This window comes from Sorangium sp. So ce327, assembly GCF_051530205.1.
Taxonomy (GTDB): domain Bacteria; phylum Myxococcota_A; class Polyangia; order Polyangiales; family Polyangiaceae; genus Sorangium; species Sorangium cellulosum_B.
Window position 1 is genome coordinate 3,354,969 of record NZ_CP150330.1, and the last position, 23,763, is coordinate 3,378,731.

The window sequence follows — 23,763 nt, forward strand, 5'->3', positions numbered from 1 at the left end:
CGCGGAGCTATGGATAGCTGACGGTGATCTCGGCGAGGAAGGTCCTGCCGTTCTGCCGGCTCGTGGCCGAGAGGTAGCTCTCCGCGGCCGGGTAGTCGTACCGCGTGTCCATCGCGTTGTAGATGCCGATCACATAGCGGCTGTGGAAGCGCTGGAGCTCCCCGGACACCGTGAGGTCCGCGACGATCGCGCCCGCGGTCTCGTCGGCCGAGCTGCGGCCGATGCGCCGGGGCGCCTCCAGGTTGATCCGGAGCGCCGCGGCGGCGAGCCGCTCCACCACCGGGACGACGCCGCGAAACGACGCGAGGTGCTCCGGCGCGTTGATCAGCCGCTCGCCGCGCCTGAGCTCGCCGCGCTGGTAGCCGTACGTCGCCGCGAGCATCCAGCCCTGGCGCCACTCGCGGCGGAGCTCGACGTCACACCCCGCCACGAACGCGTCTCGACGGCTGTTCACGTAGCGCACCACGCCGGGCACGCCGGGCCTGTCCTCGGCGGAGGTGATCCGGTCCGACAGCTTGCTCGCGTGAACGGCGCCGAGCGCCGTCCAGTCGTCGCCGAGGCGCTGCGAGTACTCGATCTCGGCGGATGCGATGGACTCCGGCTTGAGCACGAGGCCGCGCTCGGGGTCGACGGCGGGCACCTGCGTCTTGCCGTCGGTGTAGAACTGCTCGGAGATGCTCGGGGCGCGGAAGGCGCGCCCGCCCATGATCTTCAGGACCCCGCCCGGCGCGGGCCGGAGGATGACCGCGGCGCGCGGCACGACGATCGGCGCGAACGTGCTGTAGACGTCGAGGCGCGCGCCCCACGAGAGGCGGACCCACGGGGCCGGCGAGCTGTCGAGGATGAGGTAGCCGGCGCCGAAGCGGTACGGCACGGGCTTCGTATGCGCGCGGCCGTCCGCGAGCACGCTGCTCAGCGTCGCCTCGGAGTGCTCCTGCACCTCGCCGCCGCCGGTGACCCTCAGCCAGGGGAGCGGCGTCCACGCCGCCCTGAGCTCGCCGCCCAGCCAGGTGCCGTGCTGCTGCTCGAAGATCGTCCCCTCCTCGAACGCATAGGCGCCGTGCCAGACGAAGCGGTTCACGTGGGCGCGCGCCATGAGCTGAAGGTCGGGGGTGAGCCGCGGCTCGAAGCGCACCTCGGCCATCATGTGCGCGTCCTCGTAGCTCGTCCCGAGGTCGTTGAGCCGCGTGCCCACGTAGCCGATCGGGACGAGCTGCTCGCGCGCGTGGTACATCCACTGCGCCGTGAACGGCCCGTACCAGGCGCGCCCGGACGTGCCGCCGGCCCGGAAGGTCTCGGCGCGCTCGGCGATCTGCACGCGCGGGCCCTCGCCGGGATCCCGCAGCGCCACCGGGACGTCGAACCCGTCGGAGCGCGCCCCGGAGACGCTCGCCTGCACGCCCGCGTCCCTGCGGGCGTTGTAGTGGAACCCGGCGCGCGCGTGGCCCACGCCGTCGTAGTAGGTGCCGGCCGCCACGTGCGCGCTCGTGGGCTCGTCGCGCCCGCGCGGGACGAGGTTGACGATGCCCGAGAGCGCGCCCGTGCCGTAGAGCAGCGAGCCAGGGCCGCGGACGACCTCGATGTGATCCACCTCGTGGAGGTCGTCGCGCGCGTCGGAGCCCACGAACGAGGCGTTCAGCACGTTGTCGTTCGTCGAGTGGCCGTCGGAGAGGACGAGGAGCCGGTTGCCGTAGTCGAGCGGCTCGCCGAGCCCGCGGATCCCCGCCGAGTAGACGACGTGATCGTTCGAGAGGTAGATGCCGCGCGTGCCGCGCAGCGCCTCGGCGATGGTCGGGTACCCGAAGGCGCGCAGCTCGTGCTGCTCGATGACGCTGATGGATGCGGGCGCGTCCTCGAGGCGCTCGAGGACGCGCGAGGCCGACGACACCTCCCGGAGCGGCGCCAGCGTGACGTCGCGCAGCTCCGCCTGCTGGCCGGCCGCCACGTCGATCGTCCGCTCGACGGGGGCGAAGCCCCGCAGGCTGACGCGGACGCGGCGCCGGCCCACGGGGACGCCCTGGATCACCGACGGCGTGAAGCCCATGGGGCGGCCGTCGATCTCGACGAGGGCGTCGGGCTCGTCGGCGCGCACGAGGATCGAGCCGGTGAGCGGGCTGAGCGTCGCCGTGATCGGCACCGTCTCGTGCGCGGCGACGGTCAGCGGCTGCGGCGCCGCCTCGAAGCCCGGGCGCGAGAAATGGAGCACGTGGCGGCCCGGCGGCAGATCGAGATCGCACGGGGCGGTGCAGGCGGGCGGGGCGCCGTCGTGATCGACGTGCACCGTGGCCTCGCTCGCGCCGCGCACGTCCACCCGCACGGTGCCGACGATGCGGCGGAGCACGATGAGGACCTCCTTGCTCTGCCCCAGCTTCACCGGGACGTCGTCCACGGCCACGGGCTCGTAGCCCGCGAGCTCGACGAGGATCCGGTAGCGCCCCTCGGACATGGCGAGCCGGCGCGGCGCGGTGCCGCGCGCGCCGAGGTCCTTGCGATCGACGTAGATCCTGGCCCCCGGCGGCGACGTGACGATCTGGAGCACGGCCACGCGCGGCGCGATCCGCTGGAGCGCGGCCTGGAGCTCGGCGACGACCTCCGGGTCGGCCTCGCCCTCGAGCGCGTCGTCGTAGTACCGGTGCGCGTCCGCGAAGCGGCCCAGCTCCTCGTAGGTGAGCGCGATGTTGAAGACGACGTTGCGGTTCGGTACGAGCCGGTTCGACGCGAGGAAGTGCTCGAGGGCCGTCTGGAACTGCCCCTGCTTGTAGAGGTCGCGGCCCAGGTCGAAGTGGAGGTCGGCCTCGTCGGCCTGGCCCTCGCCGTCGGCGCGGGCGGCGGGGGCCTGGAGCAGGGCGCCCGCGAGGAGGGGCACCGCGGCGAGCCTCCACCGGCGAGCGCGCGTGCTCGAGGGCGCTCGACGCATGCCGCTAGCGGTGCTCGCGCAGGCGCGTCGCCTTCGTCGGCGCCGGCTCGCTGCTGGCCGGGTACGGCGACGACGGCGCGAGCACCGCGCGCGGGCGGCCCGCCCTCGCCGAGCCGAGCGGCGCGAGCGCGGCGCCGGCCGTGGCGAACCCGCTCGCCGCGGCGGCCGCCGCTGTGGGCGGCGAGGCGACCTCCGACGGCGGGAGGGACGAAGGCCCGGGATCCTCGCTCGAGGGCGCGGGAGGCTCGCCCTGCGCCGGCGCGACCTGCGAGGCCGCCTCGCCGGCGGGCGGCGCGCCCGCGGCCGGCGCCGCGCCGCGCCCGAGCCACGCGGTCGCCGCAATGCCCCCGAGGAGCGCGACGAGCGCCGCCGCCGCGAGGGGCGCGATCAGGCTTCGCCGGCGCCGCCCCTGCGGATCCCCCGAGGCGACGCGCTCGCCCCGTCTGGACGGCGCCGCCGTCGGCGCCAGCGACTCGTCCGGGGGCAACGCGTGCACGGAGGGAGGTCCGGCAGCCGACGTCTGCGCGGGCGGCACCGACGGCGAGGCCGCCGCGGTGAGCGTGAGAGGAACGACCGACACCCGCGCGGGCGGCACCGACGGCGAGGCCGTGGCGGTGAGCGTGAGCGGCGCGACGGACACCCGCGCAGGCGGCATCGATGGCGAGGCCGCCGTCGCGAAGGAGGGGGGAGCGACGGACGCCTGCGTGGGCGGCATCGAGGAGGCGCGCTCCTTCGCCTGCTCGCTCAAGCTGTGCCGGGACCCGCGCGTGGGGCCGATCGGCCCGGTCAGGGTCTCGGCTTCCTCGTCGATGGCGCGCGGGCGATCCGGCGGCGGCGGCGCGTCGACGGCCTCGTTCCCCATCGCCCTGCGCAGGATGCGCGCTACCGTCTGGCGCGCGGACTCCGACGCGAGCGGCTCGAGCAGCGTGGCCAGCTCGGCGATCGTCTGGGGACGGCGCGCTGGATCCTTCTCGAGGCACATCAGGATGATCCACTCGAGCGCGAGCGGGATCTCCGGCCGGTGGCTGCGCGGGGGCACGGGCACGTCGGTCACGATGCTCACGAACAGCGCCGAGACGGACTCGGTCTCGAACGGCAGCCGTCCCGTCAGGAGCTGATAGAGCGTCATGCCGAGCGCCCAGATGTCGCTGCGGGCGTCCACCGTCCGGGTGCTGCGGATGTGCTCCGGGGACATGTAGCGGGGAGAGCCGAGCACCACGGCGGATGCGGTCAGCTGGGCGTTCAAGCCGAGCACGCCCTCCTCGGACGCCTTCGAGATGCCGAAGTCGAGCACCTTGATCAGGGTCGAGCCGTCCTTGCGGCTCGCGAGGAAGAGGTTGCCCGGCTTGAGGTCGCGGTGGACGATCCCGAGCGAGTGCGCCTCGGCGAGCGCCTCGCAGGCCTCGATCACGTAGCTGACCGCCTGCTCCACGGGCAGCGGGCCCCGCGATTCGAGCAGCGCCTCCAGATCGATGCCATTCAGGTACTCCATCACGAAATAGGGCAGATCGTCGTCGGTCTGCCCCACATCGATGACGCGGGCGATGTGCTCGCTGGCGATCGCCGCCGCGGCCTGCGCCTCCCGGAAGAAGCGCTCCGTGGCGCCGGGCGTGGTGCGCCCCTCGGGCAGCAGGAACTTCAGCGCGACGCGGTGGCGCAGCGAGATGTGGTGCGCCGCGACGACGATCCCCATGCCGCCGCGGCCGAGCACGCGCTCGACGCGGTACTTGCCGCCGACGACATCCCCGACGCGCGGAATCCTGCGCCATGAAGCCGGTTCCGCCGCGTCCGAGCCTGCGTGGGCCATCGGCCGTCAGTATACACCAGCACCTCTGGGACCCGGCACAATCTCGGCCGTCCGCCGGCGCCGTGTGTGATACGCCCGCTCCCAGCCCCACCCGCGCTGTCGGGCGGCGATCCAGGCGGGGTGTGGCGCCGCGCGCTCGCAGCAGCGGTGGCGCGGCGAGCGGTGGCGGACGCGGCAGGGGGCGCGCGAGCCGGCGGGGCCGGCCGAAATACGCCGAGCGGGCTCCGGCATTGCGCACCGCGTGGTGGTTCGTCTTCCGTGGATGACGCGCATTGCTATGCTGGCCACCGGTCTCTCAGCGAGGTCTCATCGTGAATGAATGCACCGTGATAGGCCCCCTCCTCGGCGGCGCGCTCATCGGCGTGGGGGCGTCTCTCCTGCTGCTCTTCAACGGGAGGGTCGCTGGCGTCAGCGGCATCGTCGGAGGGCTGCTCTTCCGGAAGCCAGGAGATACCGCCTGGCGAGCGGCGTTCGTCGCGGGCCTCCTCGTCGGCGGCCTCGCGCTCGTCGCCGCGCATCCGGTCGCCTTCCCCTCGGCGGGGGGCGGCGGCTCGCTCGGCCTCGTGATCGTGGCGGGGTTGCTCGTCGGCTGGGGCGCGCGGCTCGGCAACGGGTGCACGAGCGGTCATGGAGTCTGCGGCCTCAGCCGTCTGTCGGTCCGGTCGCTCGTCGCCACGCTGACGTTCATCGCGACCGCGGCCATCACCGTGTATGTCAGCAGGCACCTGCTCGGGGGGGCGCGATGAAGCAGGGCGCAGCGGCGTTCCTCGCCGGCTTGCTGTTCGCCGTGGGGCTCGGCGTCTCCGGCATGACCCAGCCGTCCAGGGTCATCGGCTTCCTCGACGTGGCCGGCGGCTGGGACCCGAGCCTCGCGTTCGTGATGGCCGGCGCGGTCTCCGTGCACTTCCTGGCCTACCGCGTCCTTCGCTGGCGGCGGCGCGGGGGCGGCGCCGACGCGGCCGGCCCCGCCCGCGCGCCGCGGTTTCCCCTCCTGGCCGACCGCGCGGACGTCCCGACCCGCGCCGACATCGACGCGCGCCTCGTCGCTGGCGCCGCGCTGTTCGGCGTCGGCTGGGGTCTCGCCGGGTACTGCCCGGGGCCGGCGCTCGTCTCGCTGGCGACCGGATCGCGCGCCGTGCTCGCGTTCGTCGCGGCGATGGCCGCCGGCATGGCGATCGAGCGTTTCGCCTCGACCAGGGCGAGGGGCGAAACAAGCGAGCAGACGACGGAATGAACGGCAAGTAAAACAACGCTTGTGACGGGCGGAACGGCGCACGACGCGCGTCGCGCCGGACGGAACATCGTGTGTCGCGCCGGGCGCCGAGCGTCACGGGTGCGCCGCGAGCCGAGCGGGATCTGCAGGCCAGAGCAGGCGGCGCGCGTTGTCGCGGTAGATCTTCTGCAGCACGGGCGCGGGCAGGTGCATACCGTAGATCCTCCAGGACCCCTGGCGGCCGTTCGCGGCCTCGGTGTCGAAGTAGTCGTCCTCGGTCTCGAGGAAGCGCGCATAGACCTCGTAGCCCGCCGTCTTGGCGCTCTTAAGGTCGGTGCCGAAGAGCACGCGATCCTGGTAGCGCACGAAGAAGCGGTGCGCCGCGCGCGGCTGCCGGCCCAGCTCGCTGATGCTGGCCGACATGTCGACTTGCAGATTGGGGAAGCGATCGAGCCAGCCCGCGAGCTGCTTCAGGTCTTCGGACGAGCTGGCCATGTGCGCGCCCACGAAGGTGACGTCGGGGTGGCGTTCGATCACGCGGTTGCGCTCCTCGAAGAGCCGCGCGCGGGTTGGAAAGCGCGTCCGGTCTGCGAACGACCAGCTCGGGAACTCGTGCAGCTCGTGCCAGCGCTCGTTCTTCGCGTCCAGCGGGGCGAAGAACGCCGCCGGGTCGGCCACGTGCCAGAGCACGGGCCGACGGTGGCGCGCGCACGTGCGCCAGACCGGCTCGAGCTCCGGGCTGTCGAGCGCGACGCGCCGGCCCTCGGGCGTGCGCACCGTGAGCCCGAGCTCCTTGAAGATCTTCAATCCCTTGGCCCCGGCCTCGAAGTCGGTCGCGAGCTGCGCGGCCACACGCTCGCCCCAGCCCGGCGCGCCCACGAGCGTGAGGTCGAGGTTGGCATAGGTCAGAAAGCGCCCCGGATAGGCGCGGTCGAAGCGCTCGAGCTCGCGCACCAGGCGCTTGCCCGAGGAGCCATCGAGGTTGACCAGGGTCTCGACGTGGAACGCGTCCATGCGCGCGACCTCGGCCGCCACGTCCACGACACGGTGCAGGTGGGTGTGGACATCGATGGCGGGCACGGCCAGGTGGGTGATCGCGGTGCGCTCGAGCGCCAGAAGCGGTACGGGCTGCCAGTCCGCGAGCCGCAGCGCCCCGATGTCGGCGGGCCGCGACGGCGCCGCGCACGGCGCTGCCGGGCCGTGAGCGCACGCGGCTGGCAGGAGGAGAACGAGCATGAGCGCTGCGATGTCCGCGCTGGACATGAAGCGACCTCTGGACGCGAGCATGACGGAGCATAGCGCGCAGGAGGCGGCTCTCGGCATGATATGCTGCGGAGCGCAGGTGGACGGAAAGGGGGCAACGTGCTTCGACTTCACTCAACGCTTGGCTACGCGGTGCTCATGGTTGCGGCGTGCGGCAACGATGTGTACGAGCCGGGCGCGACGGGTGGTGCTGCCGGCAATGGCTCTGGCGCCACCGGTGGCGCCAGCGGCACCGGCGGATCCGTCGCGAACAGCGGCGAGGGCGGCGCCGTCGGCTCGGCGGAAACGGTCGGCGCCGGCGGCGACCCGGGCGGCAGCGGAGGCAGCGTCGCGGGCGGGGGCATGGACGGTGCGGCCGACCCGTGTGGGGCAGCGTTACCGATCACGTGTGGCGATCGTTTGAATCACAGCACGACGAGCCAGGGGCGCGCGAACGTGTGGACGGCCTACAGCCGGACCGCTCGTGCCGAATCGGGGCGTGAGACGGTCTATGCCTTCTCCTCGACGACCGAGTGCATGGTGGTCGCAAAGCTCGAGAACCTCGCGACGGACCTGGATCTCCTGCTGCTGTCCGCCTGCGACCCCATCCGGTCGAACGAGATGGTTTCCTCGACCCCGCTGGATCTACAGACGGTCGAGACCGTGAGCTGGACGAGCGCGCCAGGCCAGACATCCTACCTGGTGGTGGACGGCTATGCCGGGGCCGAAGGCAGCTACACCCTCTCGGTCGACTGCGCGTGTCGATGATCTGACCGCTCCCATCGCGCCGGTCCTGCCCGTCGCGCGGCGATCCGCGAAGCGCTCCTCGGCTAGCGGGAGGGCGCTCCCCCGGCGGCCGCGTCGGCACGCACCGGCGAGAGGTGCCTCTCTGCGCTCATCTTGCGGATGCAATGGCCGAGGGCAGCCCGAAGGTTCTGCTGGGTGTTGATCTGCGAGAGGTCGAGCCCCAGCGCGACCATCGTCTGGGCGACGTTCGGCTTGATGCCCGCCACGATGCCCTCTGCGCCGAGAAGCCGGATCGCGGTGACGAGCTCGATGAGGTGGCTCGCGACCTGCGTGTCCACCATCTCGACGCCGGTGAGATCCAGGATGGCGAAACGCGCCTGCTTCTCGACGATGCGCCCGAGCAGGCTCTCCATGATATCGGCCGTCCGCACGCTGTCCATGATGCCCACCATCGGGAGCGTGAGCACGCCGCTCCACACCTCGATGATGGGCATCGACAAGGTGCGGATCACCTGCCGCTGGTTCTCGATCTGCTGGAGCTGCGACCGGAGCTCTGCCTCGGCGTTCTTCGCCTCTGTGACGTTGAGCGAGATCCCGAGCACCCCCTCGATGTCGCCTGTGTCTCCCCGGAACGGCACGACCCAGCTCTCCCAGTGATAGCCGTGCACCTCCTCGTAGGAGTGAGTCTGCTCTCCGACGAGCGAACGCCGCACGCTGTCGGTGATCGGGTAGCCTTTGTACAGCTCGAAGACGCTCATCCCGACGAACTGGTTCGGCTCGATGTTGCACTGCCTGAGGCCCTTGCCTTCGCTGAACAGCAGGACTCCCTCCCGGTCGGTCGTCCAGATGCCGATGGACACGTGCTCGGCGAGGTGGTCCAGGACGCGCGCCTTGAGGTTGCTCCGCGGGCTCGCCTCCGGGGTGCGGGTGAGGACGCCACGGAGCGAGCCGTACACCGCGTCGCCCGACGGCGACCGGGTCGCGCTGCACGCGAGCGTCCTGCGGCCGCCGTGCGCGTCGCGGAAGCACACGGCCAGCTGCACGGGATCGCCGGACGCCCGCAGCCGGCCCCAGGCGGCCTCGAACGAGCTGGCATCGGCCTCGTCGTCGACGAGCGATGCGAGCGTTGCCCCCCGCGCCGCGACCGGCCCCAGGGCGCGCTCCAGGGCGCCGCTGATCCGCCGCAGCCGGCCATCCAGCTCTGCCACGAACAGCATGTCGGGACAGGACGAGAAGAACGCCTGGAGCGAGTCTACAGGAGATTCCGGGTCTGCCACATGACCTCCCGCCCTAGGGCCGGCAACATCCCATGGTACTTATCAGAGGCCCATCGCGCATGTGAAGCGCGTTCGAGCGAGCATGCCGCGAGCTCGCCTGCCTCTGTCGGCTGGGGCACCGTATGCTTGTCGCACCTTGAAGGCTTCCCCCTGCCTGCTCCTCACGGCGCTCCTCGCTGGCGCCTGCGGAGGTGGCGAGGCACCTCGCTCGGGTCCCACCATCTCCCGCCGCGGCCAGCGCCGGGGCCGACGCCCGCGGGCTCGGCGTGTGCGGCGTGGCGTCCAACGGGGGCGCCGGGAGAGGACCGCGCGGGGCCGGTGTCTGCGGTGGACGACGCGGCTAATTCTCCTCGATCTTTTGAATCGCGTGAAAGATCGCCGGGGCCGGCCCCACGCCATAGAAGTCGCGCAACGCGCTCGAAAGCGACCGGACGACCAGCTCGTTGCCGTCCTTCCGACGAACGGTCACACGCAATCGAAGTCACCATAGGACGCAATCTCTTCGGCGAAATCCTCGACGTGTCGGCCAAATTTCCGCGCCTGACGTGCGTATACGGTCACGAGCGTCGCGTGGCTCTCCGCGTTTGTGCGCTTCAAGTACAGTCCAACGATGCCGAGCACCAGAAGCACCATCGCCGCTCCCCAGGCCAGATTGGGATTCACGGTGGCGACAGCCTTGAATGCACCCTGAGTCGGCCCGGCGATGGAAGATCCCGGCGTCCGTCCCGGCGCCGCCTTGGCTCGTGCACCAGGCGCCGCGCGCTCCGAAGCTGGCCTCAACGCGCTGCATCCACGCGCAGGCGCGGACGTGAACGCCGTGGTGCGCCCACATCGTGCGGCGATCCACGCTCATGACAGCGACAGAAGCGCCGATCCCGGTGTCACGCGATCGATTCAATGAAGTGGTTGACAGCGACCGACCTCTTCTGATTTAGGACATCGGGGGCATCGTTCACATAGGGAGGGCGGGACGTGCTATTGAAAATTGACACGGCGCTGCGGACGGACGCCGGCGCGGTGGCCGCCGATGACGGCTATGATGCCGTGATCGTGGGCTCCGGGATCGCCGGCGCGATCGTGGCCAACGAGCTAAGCCGAGCAGGAAAGCGGGTGCTGCTGCTGGAGGCGGGGGCGGGGACGAACCGGTCGATCTCCGGCTATGAGTCCTATCTTGCCAACTTCTTCGCGGCGTCGTCGAAGGACAACCAGGCGCCGTTCCCCGAGAACCCGAACGCGCGGATGCCGCGCAGCCCGGAGCTCCGCAAGCTCCAGCCCGGCGAGACCGACGCGGCTCCCTACGTCGTGCAATCAGGCCCCTACGTCACCGACACCAACTACACGCGCGTGTTCGGCGGGACGACCATGCACTGGGAGGCGAAGACCCCCCGCATGCTGCCGGACGACTTCAAGGTCCGCACGCTGTTCGGACAGGGCATCGACTGGCCGCTGAGCTACGAGGACATCGAGCCCGACTACCAGGTGGCCGAGCGCGAGGTCGGCGTCTCCGCCGACGTCGCGGAGCAGACGTACCTGGGGCTCCGCTTCCCCGAAGGCTACGTGTACCCGATGAAGGGCCTGCCGCTGTCCTACCTCGATCAGCGGGTCGGCAAGGGCATCGACGGCACCGAGGTCAAGCTGCACGACCAGGCGTATTCCATCCGGATCCGCGCGTACCCGCAGGCCCGCAACGGAGTTCCCAACCCCGCCTACGACGGCGGCAAGGGTTACGTGCCGGTGGGCGCCGTCAACACCCATCAGGTGGAGGAGGGGGAGCGCTGCCAGGGCAACACCAACTGCGTGCCGCTCTGCCCGGTGCAGGCGCGGTATCACGCCGGCAAGACACTGGCGAAGGCGCTCGAGACAGGGCGGGTCGACCTGATGGTCCAGGCGGTCGCCTCGAAGGTGGTGATCGATCCCGAGAGCGGGCGCGTCACCGCGCTGGAGGTCAAGGTCTACAAGGACCCGCAGTCGTCAGAGCACGAGACGGTGACCGTCAAGGGCAAGATCTTCGTGCTTGCCGCCGGCGCCATCGAGACCCCGCGGCTCCTGCTGGCCTCCGGCGTCAGGAGCAGCAGCGGGCTGATGGGCCGCAACCTGATGGACCACTCCTACCTGCTGAGCTGGGGGCTGATGCCCGAGATCTGCGGGACCACGCGCGGCACGAGCTGCACCGGCGGCATCATCGACCTGCGAACGGGGCCATTCCGGAGGAGTCAGGCGGCCTTCAGCGTGGACATCCACAACGACGGCTGGGGGTGGGCGACGGGCTCGCCCTTCACGGATCTGGCCGAGCTCGTGGACCAGCACAACCACTTCGGGGACGAGCTGCGCCGCGGGCTCGTCGACCGCATCTCGCGCCAGCTCCTGTTCGCGTTCATGCTCGAGGTGCTGCCGAGCGAGAGCAACCGCGTCACCGTCGATCCGCGCTACACCGACCGCCTCGGCAACATGCGCCCGGTGGTCTCCTTCACGGTGCCGGAGTACACGATGCGCGGCGCCGCCTACGCGCGGCAGTTCGCGAGGACCATGTTCGCGCGCCTGGGCGTCGTGGATTTCTCCCGGTACGACCCCGGCGACTACGGCTATGTCGCCTACGAAGGCGAGGGCTATGCCATCCGGGGGGGCAACCACCTGGCCGGCACACACATCATGGGTTCGGACAAGCGCACTTCGGTCGTCGACATCGACCAGCGCTCCTGGGATCATGAAAACCTCTATCTGGTCGGCGCCGGCAGCATGCCTTCGGTCGGCACCGCCAACGTGACCCTCACCCTCGCCGCGCTCTGCTACCGGAGCACGCGCGCGATGCTCAAGCAGCTCCACTGACGCGAGGTCCGCCCATGATCAACTCCAGACGATCCGAACCTCCCGCGCCGCGCAACAAGATCGAGACCCTCACCGAGCTGCACCATTACCTGCAGCACGCGCTCCAGCTGGAGCACGCCACGATCCCGCCGTACCTCGCGGCGCTCTACTCGATCAAGCCGGGGACCAACCCGGATGCCGTCCACATCCTGCGCGTGGTGGCGGTGGAGGAGATGCTCCACCTGACCCTCGCGGCGAACCTGCTGAACGCCGTCAAGGGCGCGCCCGATCTGACGGTCAAGGGCTTCGTGCCCAGCTACCCCGCCTACCTGCCGGACGGCGAGACCGACTTCCAGGTCCACATCGCCCCCTTTGGCATCGAGGCCATCGAGACCTTCAAGAAGATCGAGCGGCCGAAGAAGGCAGGCGGGCGGCTCGTCCGCAAGGCCGCCCCGGCGGGCGCGACGGTGCTGGGCGCGCACCCCGAGGACTCCGAGATGCAGTACTACAGCATCGGCGAGTTCTACGCCGCCATCGAGGACGGCCTCGTGCGCCTGGAGGCGGAGGCGCAGGCTCGGGGCGAGACGATCTTCGTCGGCGATCGCGGGCGGCAGATCACCCCGGAGTACTACTATTCCGGCGGCGGCGAGCTGCTGCCCGTGGTCGATCTGGCGAGCGCGCGCCGGGCCATCCGCCTTATCATGGAGCAGGGCGAGGGCACCGAGTCCAGCATCTACGACCGGGAAAAGGAGCTGTCGCACTATTACCGCTTCGAACAGCTCACCCAGGGGCGGTACTACCAGCCAGGGGACCAGCCGGGCCAGCCGACCGGGCCGGCGTTCACCGTCGACTGGAAGGGCGCGTATCCCATCAAGACGGACGTCAAGCTGGCCGAGCTGCCGGCCGGCTCCGAGCTGTACGACATGGCGGTGGCCTTCAACCGCGCTTACGCGAAGTTCCTCGAGACCCTGACGCGGGCCTACAACGGCGAGCCGGCGCTGCTGATGAGCGCCGTGCCGCAGATGTTCGAGTTCCGCAACCTGATCACCCAGCTGATCCGCAACCCGCTGCCAAACAGCGAGCTCACCGCCGCGCCGACCTTCGAGCTCTACCCGGACGCGGACGCCCCTGCCGCGGTCTCCGGCGCGAGCGCGGCGTCGAGCCGCCTCGATCGATTCCTCGCCTTCTCCGCGGAGGTGACCGCCTTTGCCGTCTTCGATCTGCATGGGACAGGGCAGGCCGAGGCGTATCTGAAGTCCGCCGATGATGTCGTCGGCGCCGGCGTGGTGGACGAGCTGCTCGCGATCCACGGCGGGGCGGGGCAGGGGAGCGACCGCCAGGCGCGTGACGCCTTCCTGCGCCGGGAGATCTTCGGCCACGAGAAGCTCGGGCCGATCGCCCGCAACATCATCAAGATGTGGTATTCGGGCGTCTGGTACGAGCTGCCCACCGCCTGGACCGAGGCCTACGGTCCCGCGCCGAAGGACGTGACGTTCGTTGTCTCGCCGTCCTCGTACGTGGAGGGGCTGCTGTGGACGGCGATCGGCGGTCACCCCGCCGGAGCCAAGCCGCAGGGGTTCGGGTCGTGGGCCGATCCGCCGCGCATCCCGTCCTCCGAGGACACGCCGGCGCGCCGGTCGCTGCCTGTCGTCGGCGATCGATAGCGCGCCGCGGGGGGGGCAACGTGGTGTCGGGAGGGATCGGCCGAGTGCGAGGTCGACCGAGGGCCCGTCGGCGAATTCGAGGGTTGCGTCGAGCCGGTTCGGTAGGCGATAGAAGTCCCGGAGGAGGAGCGCATGGTCGGGATGGGGAGGGAGATCTGCGGCGACCTGAGGATCGCCGAAGAGCGCGAGTGGCTCGTCACCAACGGCATCGGCGGCTATGGCTCCGGGACGGTGGCCGGCTCGCTCACGCGCGGCTACCACGGGCTGCTCGTCGCCGCCCTGCGGCCGCCCGTCGATCGGCGGCTGATGCTGGTCAAGCTCGACGAGACCGTCACCTACCGCGACGCGGCCTGGGACCTCGCGACCAACCGCTGGGCGAGCGGCGCCGTCGCGCCGAGCGGCTTCGTCAACATCGAGCACTTCGCGCTCGAGGGCTCGATCCCTTGCTGGCGCTACGCCTGCGCCGACGCGCTGCTCGAGAAGCGCGTCTGGATGGAGCACGGCAAGAACACCACCTACGTCGCCTACACCGCGCTCCAGGCCCGCGAGCCGTTGCGCCTCACCACGCGCGCCATCGCCAACAACCGCGTCTTCCACAACACAGGCACCGTCGCGTGGCCGGCCGAGGTCAGCGCCGCTTCGGGCGGCGTCCGCGTCGTCACGGCCGGCGACGCGCTGCCGCTGTTCCTCAAGCTGGAAGGCGGCGCGGCCACCCCCGCGACGGAGCTCTACCGCGGCTTCGCGCTCCCGGCCGAGACGGCGCGCGGGCTCCTCGACCGCGACGACCACCTCCACGTCGCGACCTTCGAGGCGACCCTCCTGCCGGGCGAGACGGTGGTGTTCCTCGCCGCCGCCGGAGACGGCACCACCGCTGTCGATCGGGAGGCCCTCCCGCGCCGCCGCGCGCGCGATCGGTCCCTCCTCTCGGCGTGGAGCGGGGCGCGGCCGTCGGGCGCGGCCGCCGCCCCCGGCTGGGTCTCGCAGCTCGTCCTCGCCGCCGACCAGTTCGTCGTGGACCGCGCGCTGACCCCCGGCGGCACCCCCGGCAAGAGCGTCATCGCCGGTTATCCCTGGTTCGAGGACTGGGGCCGCGACACGATGATCAGCCTCCCCGGGCTCGCGCTCTCGACGGGACAGGCGAGCATCGCCGCGCCGATCCTCCGCACGTTCGCCGCCTTCGTGGATCAGGGGATGTTGCCCAACCGGTTCCCCGACGGCGCCGCGCACCCCGAATACAACACGATGGATGCCACGCTCTGGTACTTCCAGGCCATCCGCGCCTGTCACGAGGCGACAGGCGACGACGGGCTCCTGCGCGATCTGTTCCCGGTGCTGCAGGGCATCGTCGACTGGCATATCCGGGGCACGCGTTATGGGATCCAGGTTGACCCGGGCGACGGCCTGCTCCGCGGCGGACAGGACGGCGTCCAGCTCACCTGGATGGATGCCAAGGTCGGCGATCGCGTGATCACGCCGCGCATCGGCAAGCCGGTCGAGATCAACGCCCTCTGGTACAACGCGCTGCGGGCGATGGTCGCCTTCGCCGCCCGCCTCGGCGAGCCCGCCGAGCCGTATCAGGGGATGGCGGCGAGGGCCCTGGCGTCCTTCGAGCGCTTCTGGAACGCCGCCGCGGGCTACTGCTACGACGTCCTCGACGGGCCTGCGGGCGCCGAGGCGGCGCTCCGGCCGAACCAGATCTTCGCCGTGTCGCTCCCGGAGAGCACACTCTCCCCCGAGCGACAGCGCGCTGTTGTCGACGCGTGCGCGCGGGCGCTCCTGACCTCGTATGGGCTGCGCTCGCTCGCCCCGTCGGATCCAGCGTATCAGGGGGTCTACGGCGGCGATCAGGAGCGCCGCGACGCCGCCTACCACCAGGGCATGGTCTGGGCCTGGCTCATCGGCCCGTTCATCGAGGCGCACCTCCGCGTTTATGGCGATCGCGACGCAGCCCGCCGGCTGCTCGCGCCGATGGGCGACCACATCAACGCCGCCGGCCTCGGCTCGATCAGCGAGATCTTCGATGGTGACGCCCCCTTCGCGCCGCGCGGCTGCATCGCCCAGGCGTGGAGCGTCAGCGAGGTGCTCCGCGCCTTCACGCTCCTCGACCAGGCGGCGTTGCCCGGAGCTCTATCCCCGTGAGATCCTGATCATCACTCGCCCTTGCAGACGTCGGCACAGGTGCCCGTCGCATCACTGCACGCGAAGGACGCGCAGTCCGAATCGGCGGAGCAGGGCGCGCCGGCGGCGCCGAGCGGCGCGCACGAATCGCCCTCGCACGCCGTGCCGGCCGCGCAGTCCTCGTCCGACGCACATGGGCCGCCCGCCTGCTCGCGCGCCTGGCACGTCCCGTCCTGGCTACAGCGAAGCTCCTCCTGGCAGTCGAGGCTTCCCTTGCACGATTCGCCCATGGCGAGCCGTGGCGCGCACGTCCCCGCGTCGGGCGGTGAGGGCTGGTCGCACCGGAGCGCCTCGTCGCAGTCGAACCTCGACGAGCATGGCTCTCCGGCTGCCGCCCTCGCTTTGCACGCCGACGTCGACTGCCCGCTCGCGTCGATGGTGCGCACGCAACGGTCCCGGGCGCAGTCCCAGTCGTTGCCGCACGTCCCGCCCTCCGGTGCGGCGCCGTCCCACGCATCGCGGCAGGACGGCGTGAACTTGGCGTCCACCCCCAGAAGCACGTCCAGTATTTCAATTTCGGCACAGGGGGCCGCGTCCACCTCGGCGAGGCACGCCTCCGCCTTCTCCGGGACGAAGGTGCCCTTCACCTCGCCTCCGTTGCTGACGGCAAGGAGGATCGCCTCGAGCTGCGAGGCGCACGCGTCGGCGGAGCTCGCGTCCAGGCCATGCGCGGCCCGGGTCGCCGCGTCGCAGCACGTGAACGTGCGGTCGCAGAGGGCCTTTGCATAGCTGGAGAGGAAATCGCTGCCTGTCGGCGCCCGCGCCTCGCCGTCCCCGCATCCTGGCACGGCGGACATCGCGACCGCGACGGTCGATAGGAGCGTCGCGAGCAAGACCGATCGATGCTTGCGCATGAAGAACCTCCTTGGCCCGATCGTAAAGGGATCGCCGGAGCCAGGCCAGCATGAGTCCCATGACGAGCGCGGGAATCGTCTCGCCGGCGGGAGGTCGAGATGGTTGGCTGTTCGGGAGCGATCCTGGAGATCGAGTACACGAGACCGAGCTGAGCCAGCGCCGGGCGAGCGCGTCTGTGGCGCCCCGTCAGTCGTCGTCCGCTCCTCCGGGCTGATCGCCCCCGCGCGCGGGCGAAAGCGGCCCGTCGCGGAGCTCTTCCAGCACCTCCGCGAGGCTCGACGCGACGTCGGCGAGCGCCGCGTTCACCCGGTCCGCGTGTGTCCTGAAGCTCAGGATGCACATCCGCAGCAGGAACCGCCCCCCGGCCACCACCCCCGTGAGCAGCACCCGCTGCTTCGCGTTCACCCGCGCGAGGAGGCGCCGGTTCAGCGCGTCGAGCGCCGGCCCGTCGTCGACGCCCGGCGGGCGCGCCCTGAAGGCGAGGAGCGACAGCTCGGGCTCCGCCACGACCTCGAGATGCGCCATCTGCCGGAGCGCGTCGGCGGCGCCGCGCGCGAGCGTGAGCTTCTCGTCGAGCTCGGCCCGGAAGACGGAGGCCCCATGCATCTTCAGCGGCAGCCACACGCGCAGCCCGCGCGCGTCGCGCGACAGCTCGGGGCTGATCGCGCAGAAGTCCACGAGATCGTCCTCTGCCTGCATCGGCGGCATGTACGACGCGGAGAGCGCGTGCGCGCGCCGCAGCGCCTCGCGATCGCGCACCGCGAGGCAGCCCGTCCCGTACGGCAAGAAGAGGCTCTTGTGCGGGTCCAGCGTCACCGAATCGGCGCGCTCGATCCCCCGCATCGCCGCGCGCCCTCGCTCGGTGAGCGCGAAGAAGCCGCCGTACGCCGCGTCGACGTGCAGCCAGAGGCGTTCGGCCTCGGCGAGGCCGGCGAGGGCGGGCAGATCGTCGATCGCGCCGGTGCCCGTCGTGCCCGCGGAGGCGACGAGGAGGAAAGGCGAGAGCCCGCGCGCCCGGTCGCGCGCGACCGCTTCCGCCGCCGCGTCGGGCCGCATGCGAAAGCGCCCGTCCACCGGGATCTCGCGCACGGCCTCCGGCGGAAAGCCGGCGAGGAGCGCGGCCTTCGTCACCGAGTGGTGCGCTTCCTCCGAGGCATAGAGGGTCCCTCGCAGGAAGTCCGGCGGGAGGCGCTCGCGGCGCGCGGTGATCACCGCGACGAGGTTCGCGAGCGAGCCGCCCGTCGTGAGGATGCCCCCTGAGCCCTCGGGCAGGCCGAGCATGGCGCAGAACCAGGCGATGACGTTCGCCTCGATCTGCACGAGCAAGGGGGCGGCCTGGAAGACGCCCACATACCTGTTCACCGCGTCCGCGATCAGATCGGCCACGGCCGCGTGAAAGAGCCCGCCGCCCGGGATGTACCCCATGTAACCGGGGGACGCCGTGTTCAGGCTCATCGGGATGAGCTTGCCGAAGAGCTTCCGGAGGAGCTTTTCATAAGGCACGCCGCGCTCCGGCAGCGGCTCGCGGAGCGAGCGCGCGACCCGCTTGCCTCCCCGCGTCGCGTGCATCGGCTGCTCCGGCAGGGTCTCGATGTGCTGGACGATGCGGTCCATCGCGAGCTCGACCATCTCGCGCATGGCGTCGCCCGGCAGCTCGAGCGGGTGGGGGCCTGACGGCGGGCGTTTCGGGCGGGCCAACGCGCGCCATCCTACGTCATCGCGCGCTCCACGGCGGGCGGCGTTCGGGGCGAAGACGTCGCGAAAACGTCCGGCGAGACGAGCCGGCTCGTCAGGAGGGCGCCGGCCCGCGATCGACGCCCGAGCTGGGCCCTCCGCGAGCTCGCCGGAGCGTCACGCGCGTCCGTACCCTCGTTGTCCATGAACCACCACGGCGCGCATCTCGCGCTCGGCGTCTTGCTCCTTGATGGTCTCGCGCTTGTCGTGGCTCTTCTTCCCCCGTGCCAGCGCGATCTCGACCTTGGCCAGGCCGCTCTTGAAGTAGAGCCGGGTCGCGACGGCGGTCATCCCCTCGCGGGCGATCGAGAGGTCGATGCGCTCGATCTCGCGCCGGTGGAGGAGGAGCTTGCGCGCGCCCTTCGGCACGTGGCCGAAGGCGGCGCTGGCCATCGCGGCGATGCTCACGCCCTGCAAGAACACCTCGCCCCGGAGGACCGTGCAGAACGAGTCGGTCAAGTCGGCCTTGCCGGCGCGAAGCATCTTCACCTCGCTCCCCTTGAGGACGATGCCCGCTTCGAACCGGTCGCCGAGGTCGTAATTGAAGCCTGCGCGCTTGTTGCGCGCGATCAGCGTCTCGCCAGGCCTGGCCTTTTCCTTCGGCACGACGGCATCTTAGCACGACACCGCCCGCGCCCCGGCGACCACGGTTCCCGCCGGCCTCTGTCAATCGCAGCGGCAGTAGAGGCACCCAGGGTGGTGCGGACCGGTTCCGCAATATCCAGCCCACCCGGTATTGCTGCACGTGCAGGGGTCATGAGGGCGGAGACAGTTGTCCAGCTTGCACGACTGGTCTGGCGCTTCGAACGGCGAATCGACGCTCGAGGTGGCCGCCGATGCGCCGTTCGCCCGAGCTTCGGCGGATGCCAGATTGTTCGTCGCAGGCTCCTCCACGTGTGCTGCGCGGCCCGCGGCGCCAATCCCTATCGAGGAGAGAAGCGCCACAATCGAGATGATCCATCGCGTGTTCATGGTCAGATCTCCTGTGCACGGCGTTTGTCGCTCATCGGTGCGCGCGATGGGAAACGTTGATAAACGCCGCGTTTCAGCGACGAGCGCGCCTCATCGACGCTGAACAAGTTGAGCGATGGCCCCCTGGTCGCAAGTGGCCGCGCGAGCGCGGAGGGCGTCCGAGGGCGGAGCGAGAGGGCAAAAGGGCTCCGCCGGGAAGACAGGGAGGATCCACGCGGACGATGGGTCGCGAACTGGCGATGCCACAGCGCAGCCGGGCCTGTTCACTCACCCTTCGATGCCCAGCGCGGCGAAGCGCCGGGCGAACGAGAGGCCCGACGGGAGCAGCGGGCGGGCCTCGGCGAAGGCCGCGCGCGCATCGGCCTCCCGGCCGGCGCGGCGGGCGGCGCGCGCCAGGAAGTAGAGCGCCTCGAGCCGCTCGATCGGGAGCAGGCCGCGCGACCGCGCGAGCGTCTCCTCCCAGCTCGCGCCGCCGGGCGCGCCGATCGCGAGCGCCACGGCGTCCAGCAAGGCCTGCGCGTTCGGCGCCGCCGGGCCGGGCGGGCAGCTCGCGCGGATCCACGCGACCGCCGCCGCGGCCTCGGCGTCCTCGCCGCGCGCGGCGTGGAGCCGGGCGAGCATCAGCGAGAGCTCGACCACCGGGCGCTCCATGAAGCGCTCCTCGAGCGCGCGGCCCCGGCGGGCCAGCTCGAGCGCCTCGTCGTCGCTCCCGTTCCAGAAGAGCTGCTCGGCGAGATTGCCGGTCGCCGCGCGCTCGGGCCACGGGTTGCCCACCTCGCGCGCCAGATCGACCGCGCGCCGGAGATCGTCGATCGCGCGGTCCAGCGCCTCCATCGCGGTCCACAGGAAGAACCGGTTGCAGTACGCGACGCAGAGGTGGACGCTGTCCTTCGCCCCGGCCGCGAGCGCGATCACCTCGTCGAAGCGGGCCTCGGCCTCCGCGAGCCGACCGGCCACCACCAGCGCGCACGCGAGCAGGAGGAGCGCGACGACGCGCGCCTCGTAGTCCCCGTCCGCCTCGGCCATCGCCGCGCCGCGGCCGAGCTGCTCGACCGCCTCGGGCACGCGCGCGTGGCGCCAGGCGCAGCGCCCCTCGGCCACCAGGAAGCGGCGCGAGAGCCGGCGGTCGCCGAGGCGCGCGACGATCGGCCGCGCCTCCTCGACGCGCGCCGCCGAGCCGGCGAAGTCGTTGTCCCAATCGAGCGCCGCGGCCTCCTCGAGCAGGGCCTCGCAGAGCAGCGCCTCCGCGCCCATCGCGCGCGCTGAGGCGGCCGCCGCGGCGAGGTCCTCGAGCGCCTCGCGCGTGCGCGAGATCGGGTAGCGCGCCGCGCCCCGCAGCGTGAGCGCGCGCGCCCTGACCAGGCCGCCCGAGCCGCCGAGCGCCTCGCCGGGCACACCTCCCGGTGCTTCTCCTGGCGCCTCGCGCGCGTCGATCACGTCGAGCACGTCGATCGCCTCGATCGCGCGCGTGGCATGAGCGTCCGCGGCCACGTGCTCGTGCGCCGCGAGCGCGGCCTCGGCGAGCCGGATCGAGGCCGCCGCGGCCTCCGCGCGCGCGCCCACCGCCGCGGCGTGCAGGGCGAGGCGCTCGAGCGCGTCCGCGCCTGGATCCTGGGCGTCCCGCCACACCTCGAGCGCGGCCTGGTGGACGCGATCCCGGTGCGACGGGTCGAGCATCCCGTAGAGCGCGTCGCGGAGCGCGGCGCTCCGGAAGGCGAACCGATCGGGCGGGCGCTGCTCGAGCAGGCCGTGGTCGCGGAGCGCGCGCAGGCCGGCGCGCGCGTCGACGGGCGTGGTCGCGCCGCCGCCGCGCTCGAGCGCGCGCTGGACGCGCTCGACCTCGGCGGCGCTGAAGGTGACGCCGAGGACCGCGCACAGCCGGGCGCACGCCGAGATCTCCCGCGGCAGGAGGTCGAGCTGGCGGGTGGCGAGCCACTGCCACGCGGGGGAGGGCGGGATGCGGTCGAGCGCCGCGGTGGCGAGGTAGAAGCTGCCCGTCCGCGCGCGGCGCACCATGCCGGCCTCCTTGAGCGCCGCCGCGAGCTCCACGAGCGCCGCCGGGTTGCCGCCGGCCCACCCGTGGAGCCGCTCGAGCGCGGCCGCGGGCGGGTACTCCGCGGGCGCGAGGAGCGCGGCGGCGAGCCGGACGCCGGCGGCCGCGTCGAGCGGGGCCAGGGTGAGCGCGTTGCTCCGGGCGGCGCGCGCGCCGAACCCCCGGCGCGCGGCGGCGAGCCGCGGATCCGCGGCGACGAGCACCCAGCAGGGCCCGCGCTCGCCGTCCAGGGTGGCGACCTCGAGCGCGTCGAGGAGGCCGTCGGGCGCCCAGTGCGCGTCGTCGACGACGACCGCGATCGGCCCGCCGCGCGCCCGCGCGCGCAGCGCGGCGGCGAGCGCGCGCGGGCCGTGCTCGTCGCCCGGCGGCGCCCCGGCGAGGGCCTGGCGCAGGAGCTCTTGCAGCGGCCGCGCCGGGTCCCCCGCCGCGGGCGGCTCCGCGGCGGCGGCGATCACCGCCGCGTCGGGCCGGAGGCGCCGCACCAGCGCGGCCGCCTCGGCGAGGAGGCGGGACTTGCCGAGGCCGCGCTCGCCGAGGAGCGTGAACAGCCCCGGCGCGCCGCGCGCGAAGCAGGCGCCGGCGCTGTCGGCGAGCGCGTCGAGGACGTCGTCGCGGCCGACGAGGACGAGCGGCGGTCCCGCGCGCGGCCGCAGGAGGTCCACCTCCGCGCCAGCGCCGGCGCGGGCCGGCGGGAGCCCGCGGGCGGCTGCCTCGGTGAGCACCACGGGATCCCCCGCGCCCGCCGGGATCCAGGTCTCGGGCTGCTCCACGGCCGCGCCGTAGACGGCGGGCGGGCCGTCGCTGCGCGGGCGGCTGCGGAGCGGGGCGAGGTGGACCGCGGCGCGCGCCTCCCCGCCGCGGGTGAGGTCCTCGGCGGCGGCGAGCGCGGCCGCGAGCGGCGCCTCGACGTCGGCGCCCGAGAAGACCGCGACGAAGCGCCGACCGCGGCGCCGCGCCACGAAGCCCGCGCGCCGCGCGACGGCGGCGCTCACCTGCGCGGCGTCGGCGGTGGTCTCGACGGCGACGAGCGCCATCAGCCGGCGGCCCTCCGCGATGAGCGCCGCGGCCGGCGCCTTCGCTGTGGCCGAGGCGGGCATCTCGGCCAGCGCGGGCGCGGCAGCGGCCACGGGCGCGGCAGCGGCCACGGACGCGGCGCCCGGCGCGGGGCGGCGCGCATCGTCCAGCCCGCGCAGGCACGCGGCTTCCAGCGCACGCCGGAGGGCGTCTGCGCTCGGCGGGCGCTCGGCCGGATCCTTGGCCAGGCAGGCGAGGACGAGCGCCTGCACCGCGTCGGGGACGCCCGCCTCCTCCGGCAGGCGCGGCGGGCGCAGGTGGAGGTGGCCGTGCTCGATCGCGCTGCGATCGCCGACGAAGGGCGGCTTCAGCGCGAGGAGCTCGTGGAGGATCACGCCGAATGCATAGAGATCCGTCCGCGCGTCCGCCGCCGCCTCGCCGCGGATCTGCTCGGGTGCCATGTACTCGGGCGTCCCCACCGCGAAGCCCGCGCCGGTCCATTCGGCGCCGGCCCACGCCGCGCCGTCGCCCGTCGCGGAGGCGGCGCCGCCGCCGAGCGCGCAGGCCCGGCCGAAGTCGAGCAGCGTCGCGCGCACGGCGGGCCCGGTCGCGTCGATCGCCACGTTGTCCGGCGTGAGATCGCGGTGCACGACGCCGCGCGCGTGGACGGCGGCGAGCGCCTCGAGCACCGCCGCGGCCACGGCGGGCGCGCCGTCGGGGTCGGCCGCCGGGCCTGGGCGCGCTGCGCGCTCCTCGATCCATCGGGCGAGCGTCGGCGCCCGCACCCGCTCCATCGCGAGGTACGGCCGCCCGTCGTCGAGCTGCCCGCGCGCGTGGAGCGCGGGCGCGGGCGGCGCGCCGGCGCGCGACATCGCCGCTGCCTCCCGCGCGAAGCGCGCCCGCGCGAGCTCGGTGCTGGCGCGCGCCACCTTGATGGCGGCGGCCGCGCCGTCGCCGTGGCGCGTCGCCTCCCAGACCACCGAGAACCCGCCGCGGCCGAGCTCGCCGCCCACGGCGAAGCCCTCGATCCGCGACGGCGCCCCGGCGCCCGCCTCCGTGACCGCGGCCGCGGGCGCCGTGAAGCCGTCGCGGGGACACGGGCGCGAGGCGGACACCCGGATGTGGCAACGTGGGCAGCGAGGCAAAGGACCTCTCGAGCGGCGGCGTCCAGCGCGGCGAGGGCGAGGGGCGAGGGCGAGGGGCGAGGGGCGAGGGGCGAGGGGCGAGGGGCGAGGGGCGAGGGGCGAGGGGCGGCGAGCGATGAGATGAGCAGGAGAAGCGGAGT

At 72.7% G+C, this 23,763-nt stretch carries 15 protein-coding genes and 1 pseudogene; 6 read left to right on the top strand and 10 right to left on the bottom strand.

All coding sequences use genetic code 11. The features are described from left to right. Window positions 1-7: 7 nt before the first annotated feature. Both WME95_RS12835 and WME95_RS12840 read right to left on the bottom strand, forming a co-directional pair. Complete coding sequence (locus WME95_RS12835; RefSeq protein ID WP_437908660.1) at window positions 8-2,866, bottom strand: TonB-dependent receptor domain-containing protein; 2,859 nt, start codon at window positions 2,864-2,866, stop codon at window positions 8-10. A gap of 55 nt (window positions 2,867-2,921) precedes the next feature. Beyond that, the gene (locus WME95_RS12840) at window positions 2,922-4,724 is read right to left on the bottom strand and encodes a protein kinase domain-containing protein (protein WP_437908661.1); all 1,803 of its coding nucleotides are present in this window, start codon (window positions 4,722-4,724) and stop codon (window positions 2,922-2,924) included. A 311-nt stretch (window positions 4,725-5,035) separates the two neighbouring features. Here WME95_RS12840 and WME95_RS12845 point away from each other — a divergent pair, with 311 nt between their 5' ends. Both WME95_RS12845 and WME95_RS12850 read left to right on the top strand, forming a co-directional pair. After that, complete coding sequence (locus tag WME95_RS12845; protein WP_437908662.1) at window positions 5,036-5,470, top strand: YeeE/YedE family protein; 435 nt, start codon at window positions 5,036-5,038, stop codon at window positions 5,468-5,470. Next, a complete protein-coding gene (locus WME95_RS12850) occupies window positions 5,467-5,958 on the top strand; it encodes a DUF6691 family protein (RefSeq protein WP_437908663.1) in 492 nt (163 codons plus the stop codon). Before WME95_RS12845 ends, WME95_RS12850 begins: the two co-directional genes overlap by 4 nt. Window positions 5,959-6,051: 93 nt before the next feature. Here the strand turns inward: WME95_RS12850 and WME95_RS12855 are convergent, their stop codons facing one another. Next, the gene (locus WME95_RS12855; RefSeq protein ID WP_437908665.1) at window positions 6,052-7,224 is read right to left on the bottom strand and encodes an amidohydrolase family protein; all 1,173 of its coding nucleotides are present in this window, start codon (window positions 7,222-7,224) and stop codon (window positions 6,052-6,054) included. Between the two features lie 114 nt (window positions 7,225-7,338). Between WME95_RS12855 and WME95_RS12860 the strand changes: the two genes are divergently transcribed. Next, window positions 7,339-7,947, top strand: coding sequence for a hypothetical protein (locus tag WME95_RS12860; RefSeq protein WP_437908666.1), 609 nt, complete (start codon window positions 7,339-7,341; stop codon window positions 7,945-7,947). Window positions 7,948-8,009: 62 nt separating this feature from the next. On the opposite strand, the gene WME95_RS12865 is transcribed toward WME95_RS12860, so the two are convergent. The 3 genes from WME95_RS12865 to WME95_RS12875 all read right to left on the bottom strand — a co-directional run bounded on the left by WME95_RS12865 (window position 8,010) and on the right by WME95_RS12875 (window position 9,866). Further along, a complete protein-coding gene (locus WME95_RS12865) occupies window positions 8,010-9,203 on the bottom strand; it encodes a PAS domain-containing protein (RefSeq protein WP_437908667.1) in 1,194 nt (397 codons plus the stop codon). Between the two features lie 340 nt (window positions 9,204-9,543). After that, on the bottom strand, window positions 9,544-9,672 hold the full coding sequence (locus tag WME95_RS12870) for a hypothetical protein (protein WP_437908669.1): 129 nt from the start codon (window positions 9,670-9,672) through the stop codon (window positions 9,544-9,546). Beyond that, window positions 9,669-9,866 (bottom strand): hypothetical protein, encoded by a 198-nt coding sequence (locus WME95_RS12875; protein WP_437908670.1) that lies wholly within the window; start codon window positions 9,864-9,866, stop codon window positions 9,669-9,671. Before WME95_RS12875 ends, WME95_RS12870 begins: the two co-directional genes overlap by 4 nt. Window positions 9,867-10,181: 315 nt before the next feature. Here WME95_RS12875 and WME95_RS12880 point away from each other — a divergent pair, with 315 nt between their 5' ends. The 3 genes and pseudogenes from WME95_RS12880 (at window position 10,182) to WME95_RS12890 (ending at window position 15,811) form a co-directional block, all read left to right on the top strand. Next, window positions 10,182-12,029, top strand: a complete 1,848-nt coding sequence (locus tag WME95_RS12880) for a GMC family oxidoreductase (RefSeq protein WP_437910978.1) — start codon at window positions 10,182-10,184, stop codon at window positions 12,027-12,029. 14 nt (window positions 12,030-12,043) lie between these two features. After that, window positions 12,044-13,156, top strand: a pseudogene (locus tag WME95_RS12885) (ferritin-like domain-containing protein); the annotation flags it as partial. A 648-nt stretch (window positions 13,157-13,804) separates the two neighbouring features. After that, window positions 13,805-15,811 carry an amylo-alpha-1,6-glucosidase gene (locus tag WME95_RS12890; RefSeq protein ID WP_437908672.1) on the top strand — a complete coding sequence of 669 codons (2,007 nt, stop codon included), beginning with the start codon at window positions 13,805-13,807 and terminating at the stop codon, window positions 15,809-15,811. An 11-nt stretch (window positions 15,812-15,822) separates the two neighbouring features. On the opposite strand, the gene WME95_RS12895 is transcribed toward WME95_RS12890, so the two are convergent. The 4 genes from WME95_RS12895 to WME95_RS12910 form a co-directional block, all read right to left on the bottom strand. Next, a complete protein-coding gene (locus tag WME95_RS12895) occupies window positions 15,823-16,704 on the bottom strand; it encodes a hypothetical protein (RefSeq protein WP_437908674.1) in 882 nt (293 codons plus the stop codon). A 187-nt stretch (window positions 16,705-16,891) separates the two neighbouring features. After that, window positions 16,892-18,403: a pyridoxal phosphate-dependent decarboxylase family protein gene (locus tag WME95_RS12900; RefSeq protein ID WP_437908676.1), complete on the bottom strand. Its 1,512-nt coding sequence runs from the start codon at window positions 18,401-18,403 to the stop codon at window positions 16,892-16,894. A gap of 153 nt (window positions 18,404-18,556) precedes the next feature. After that, on the bottom strand, window positions 18,557-19,045 hold the full coding sequence (gene smpB / locus WME95_RS12905; protein ID WP_437552108.1) for an SsrA-binding protein SmpB: 489 nt from the start codon (window positions 19,043-19,045) through the stop codon (window positions 18,557-18,559). Window positions 19,046-19,678: 633 nt separating this feature from the next. Next, window positions 19,679-23,593, bottom strand: coding sequence for a protein kinase domain-containing protein (locus tag WME95_RS12910; protein ID WP_437908677.1), 3,915 nt, complete (start codon window positions 23,591-23,593; stop codon window positions 19,679-19,681). Window positions 23,594-23,763: the final 170 nt, after the last annotated feature.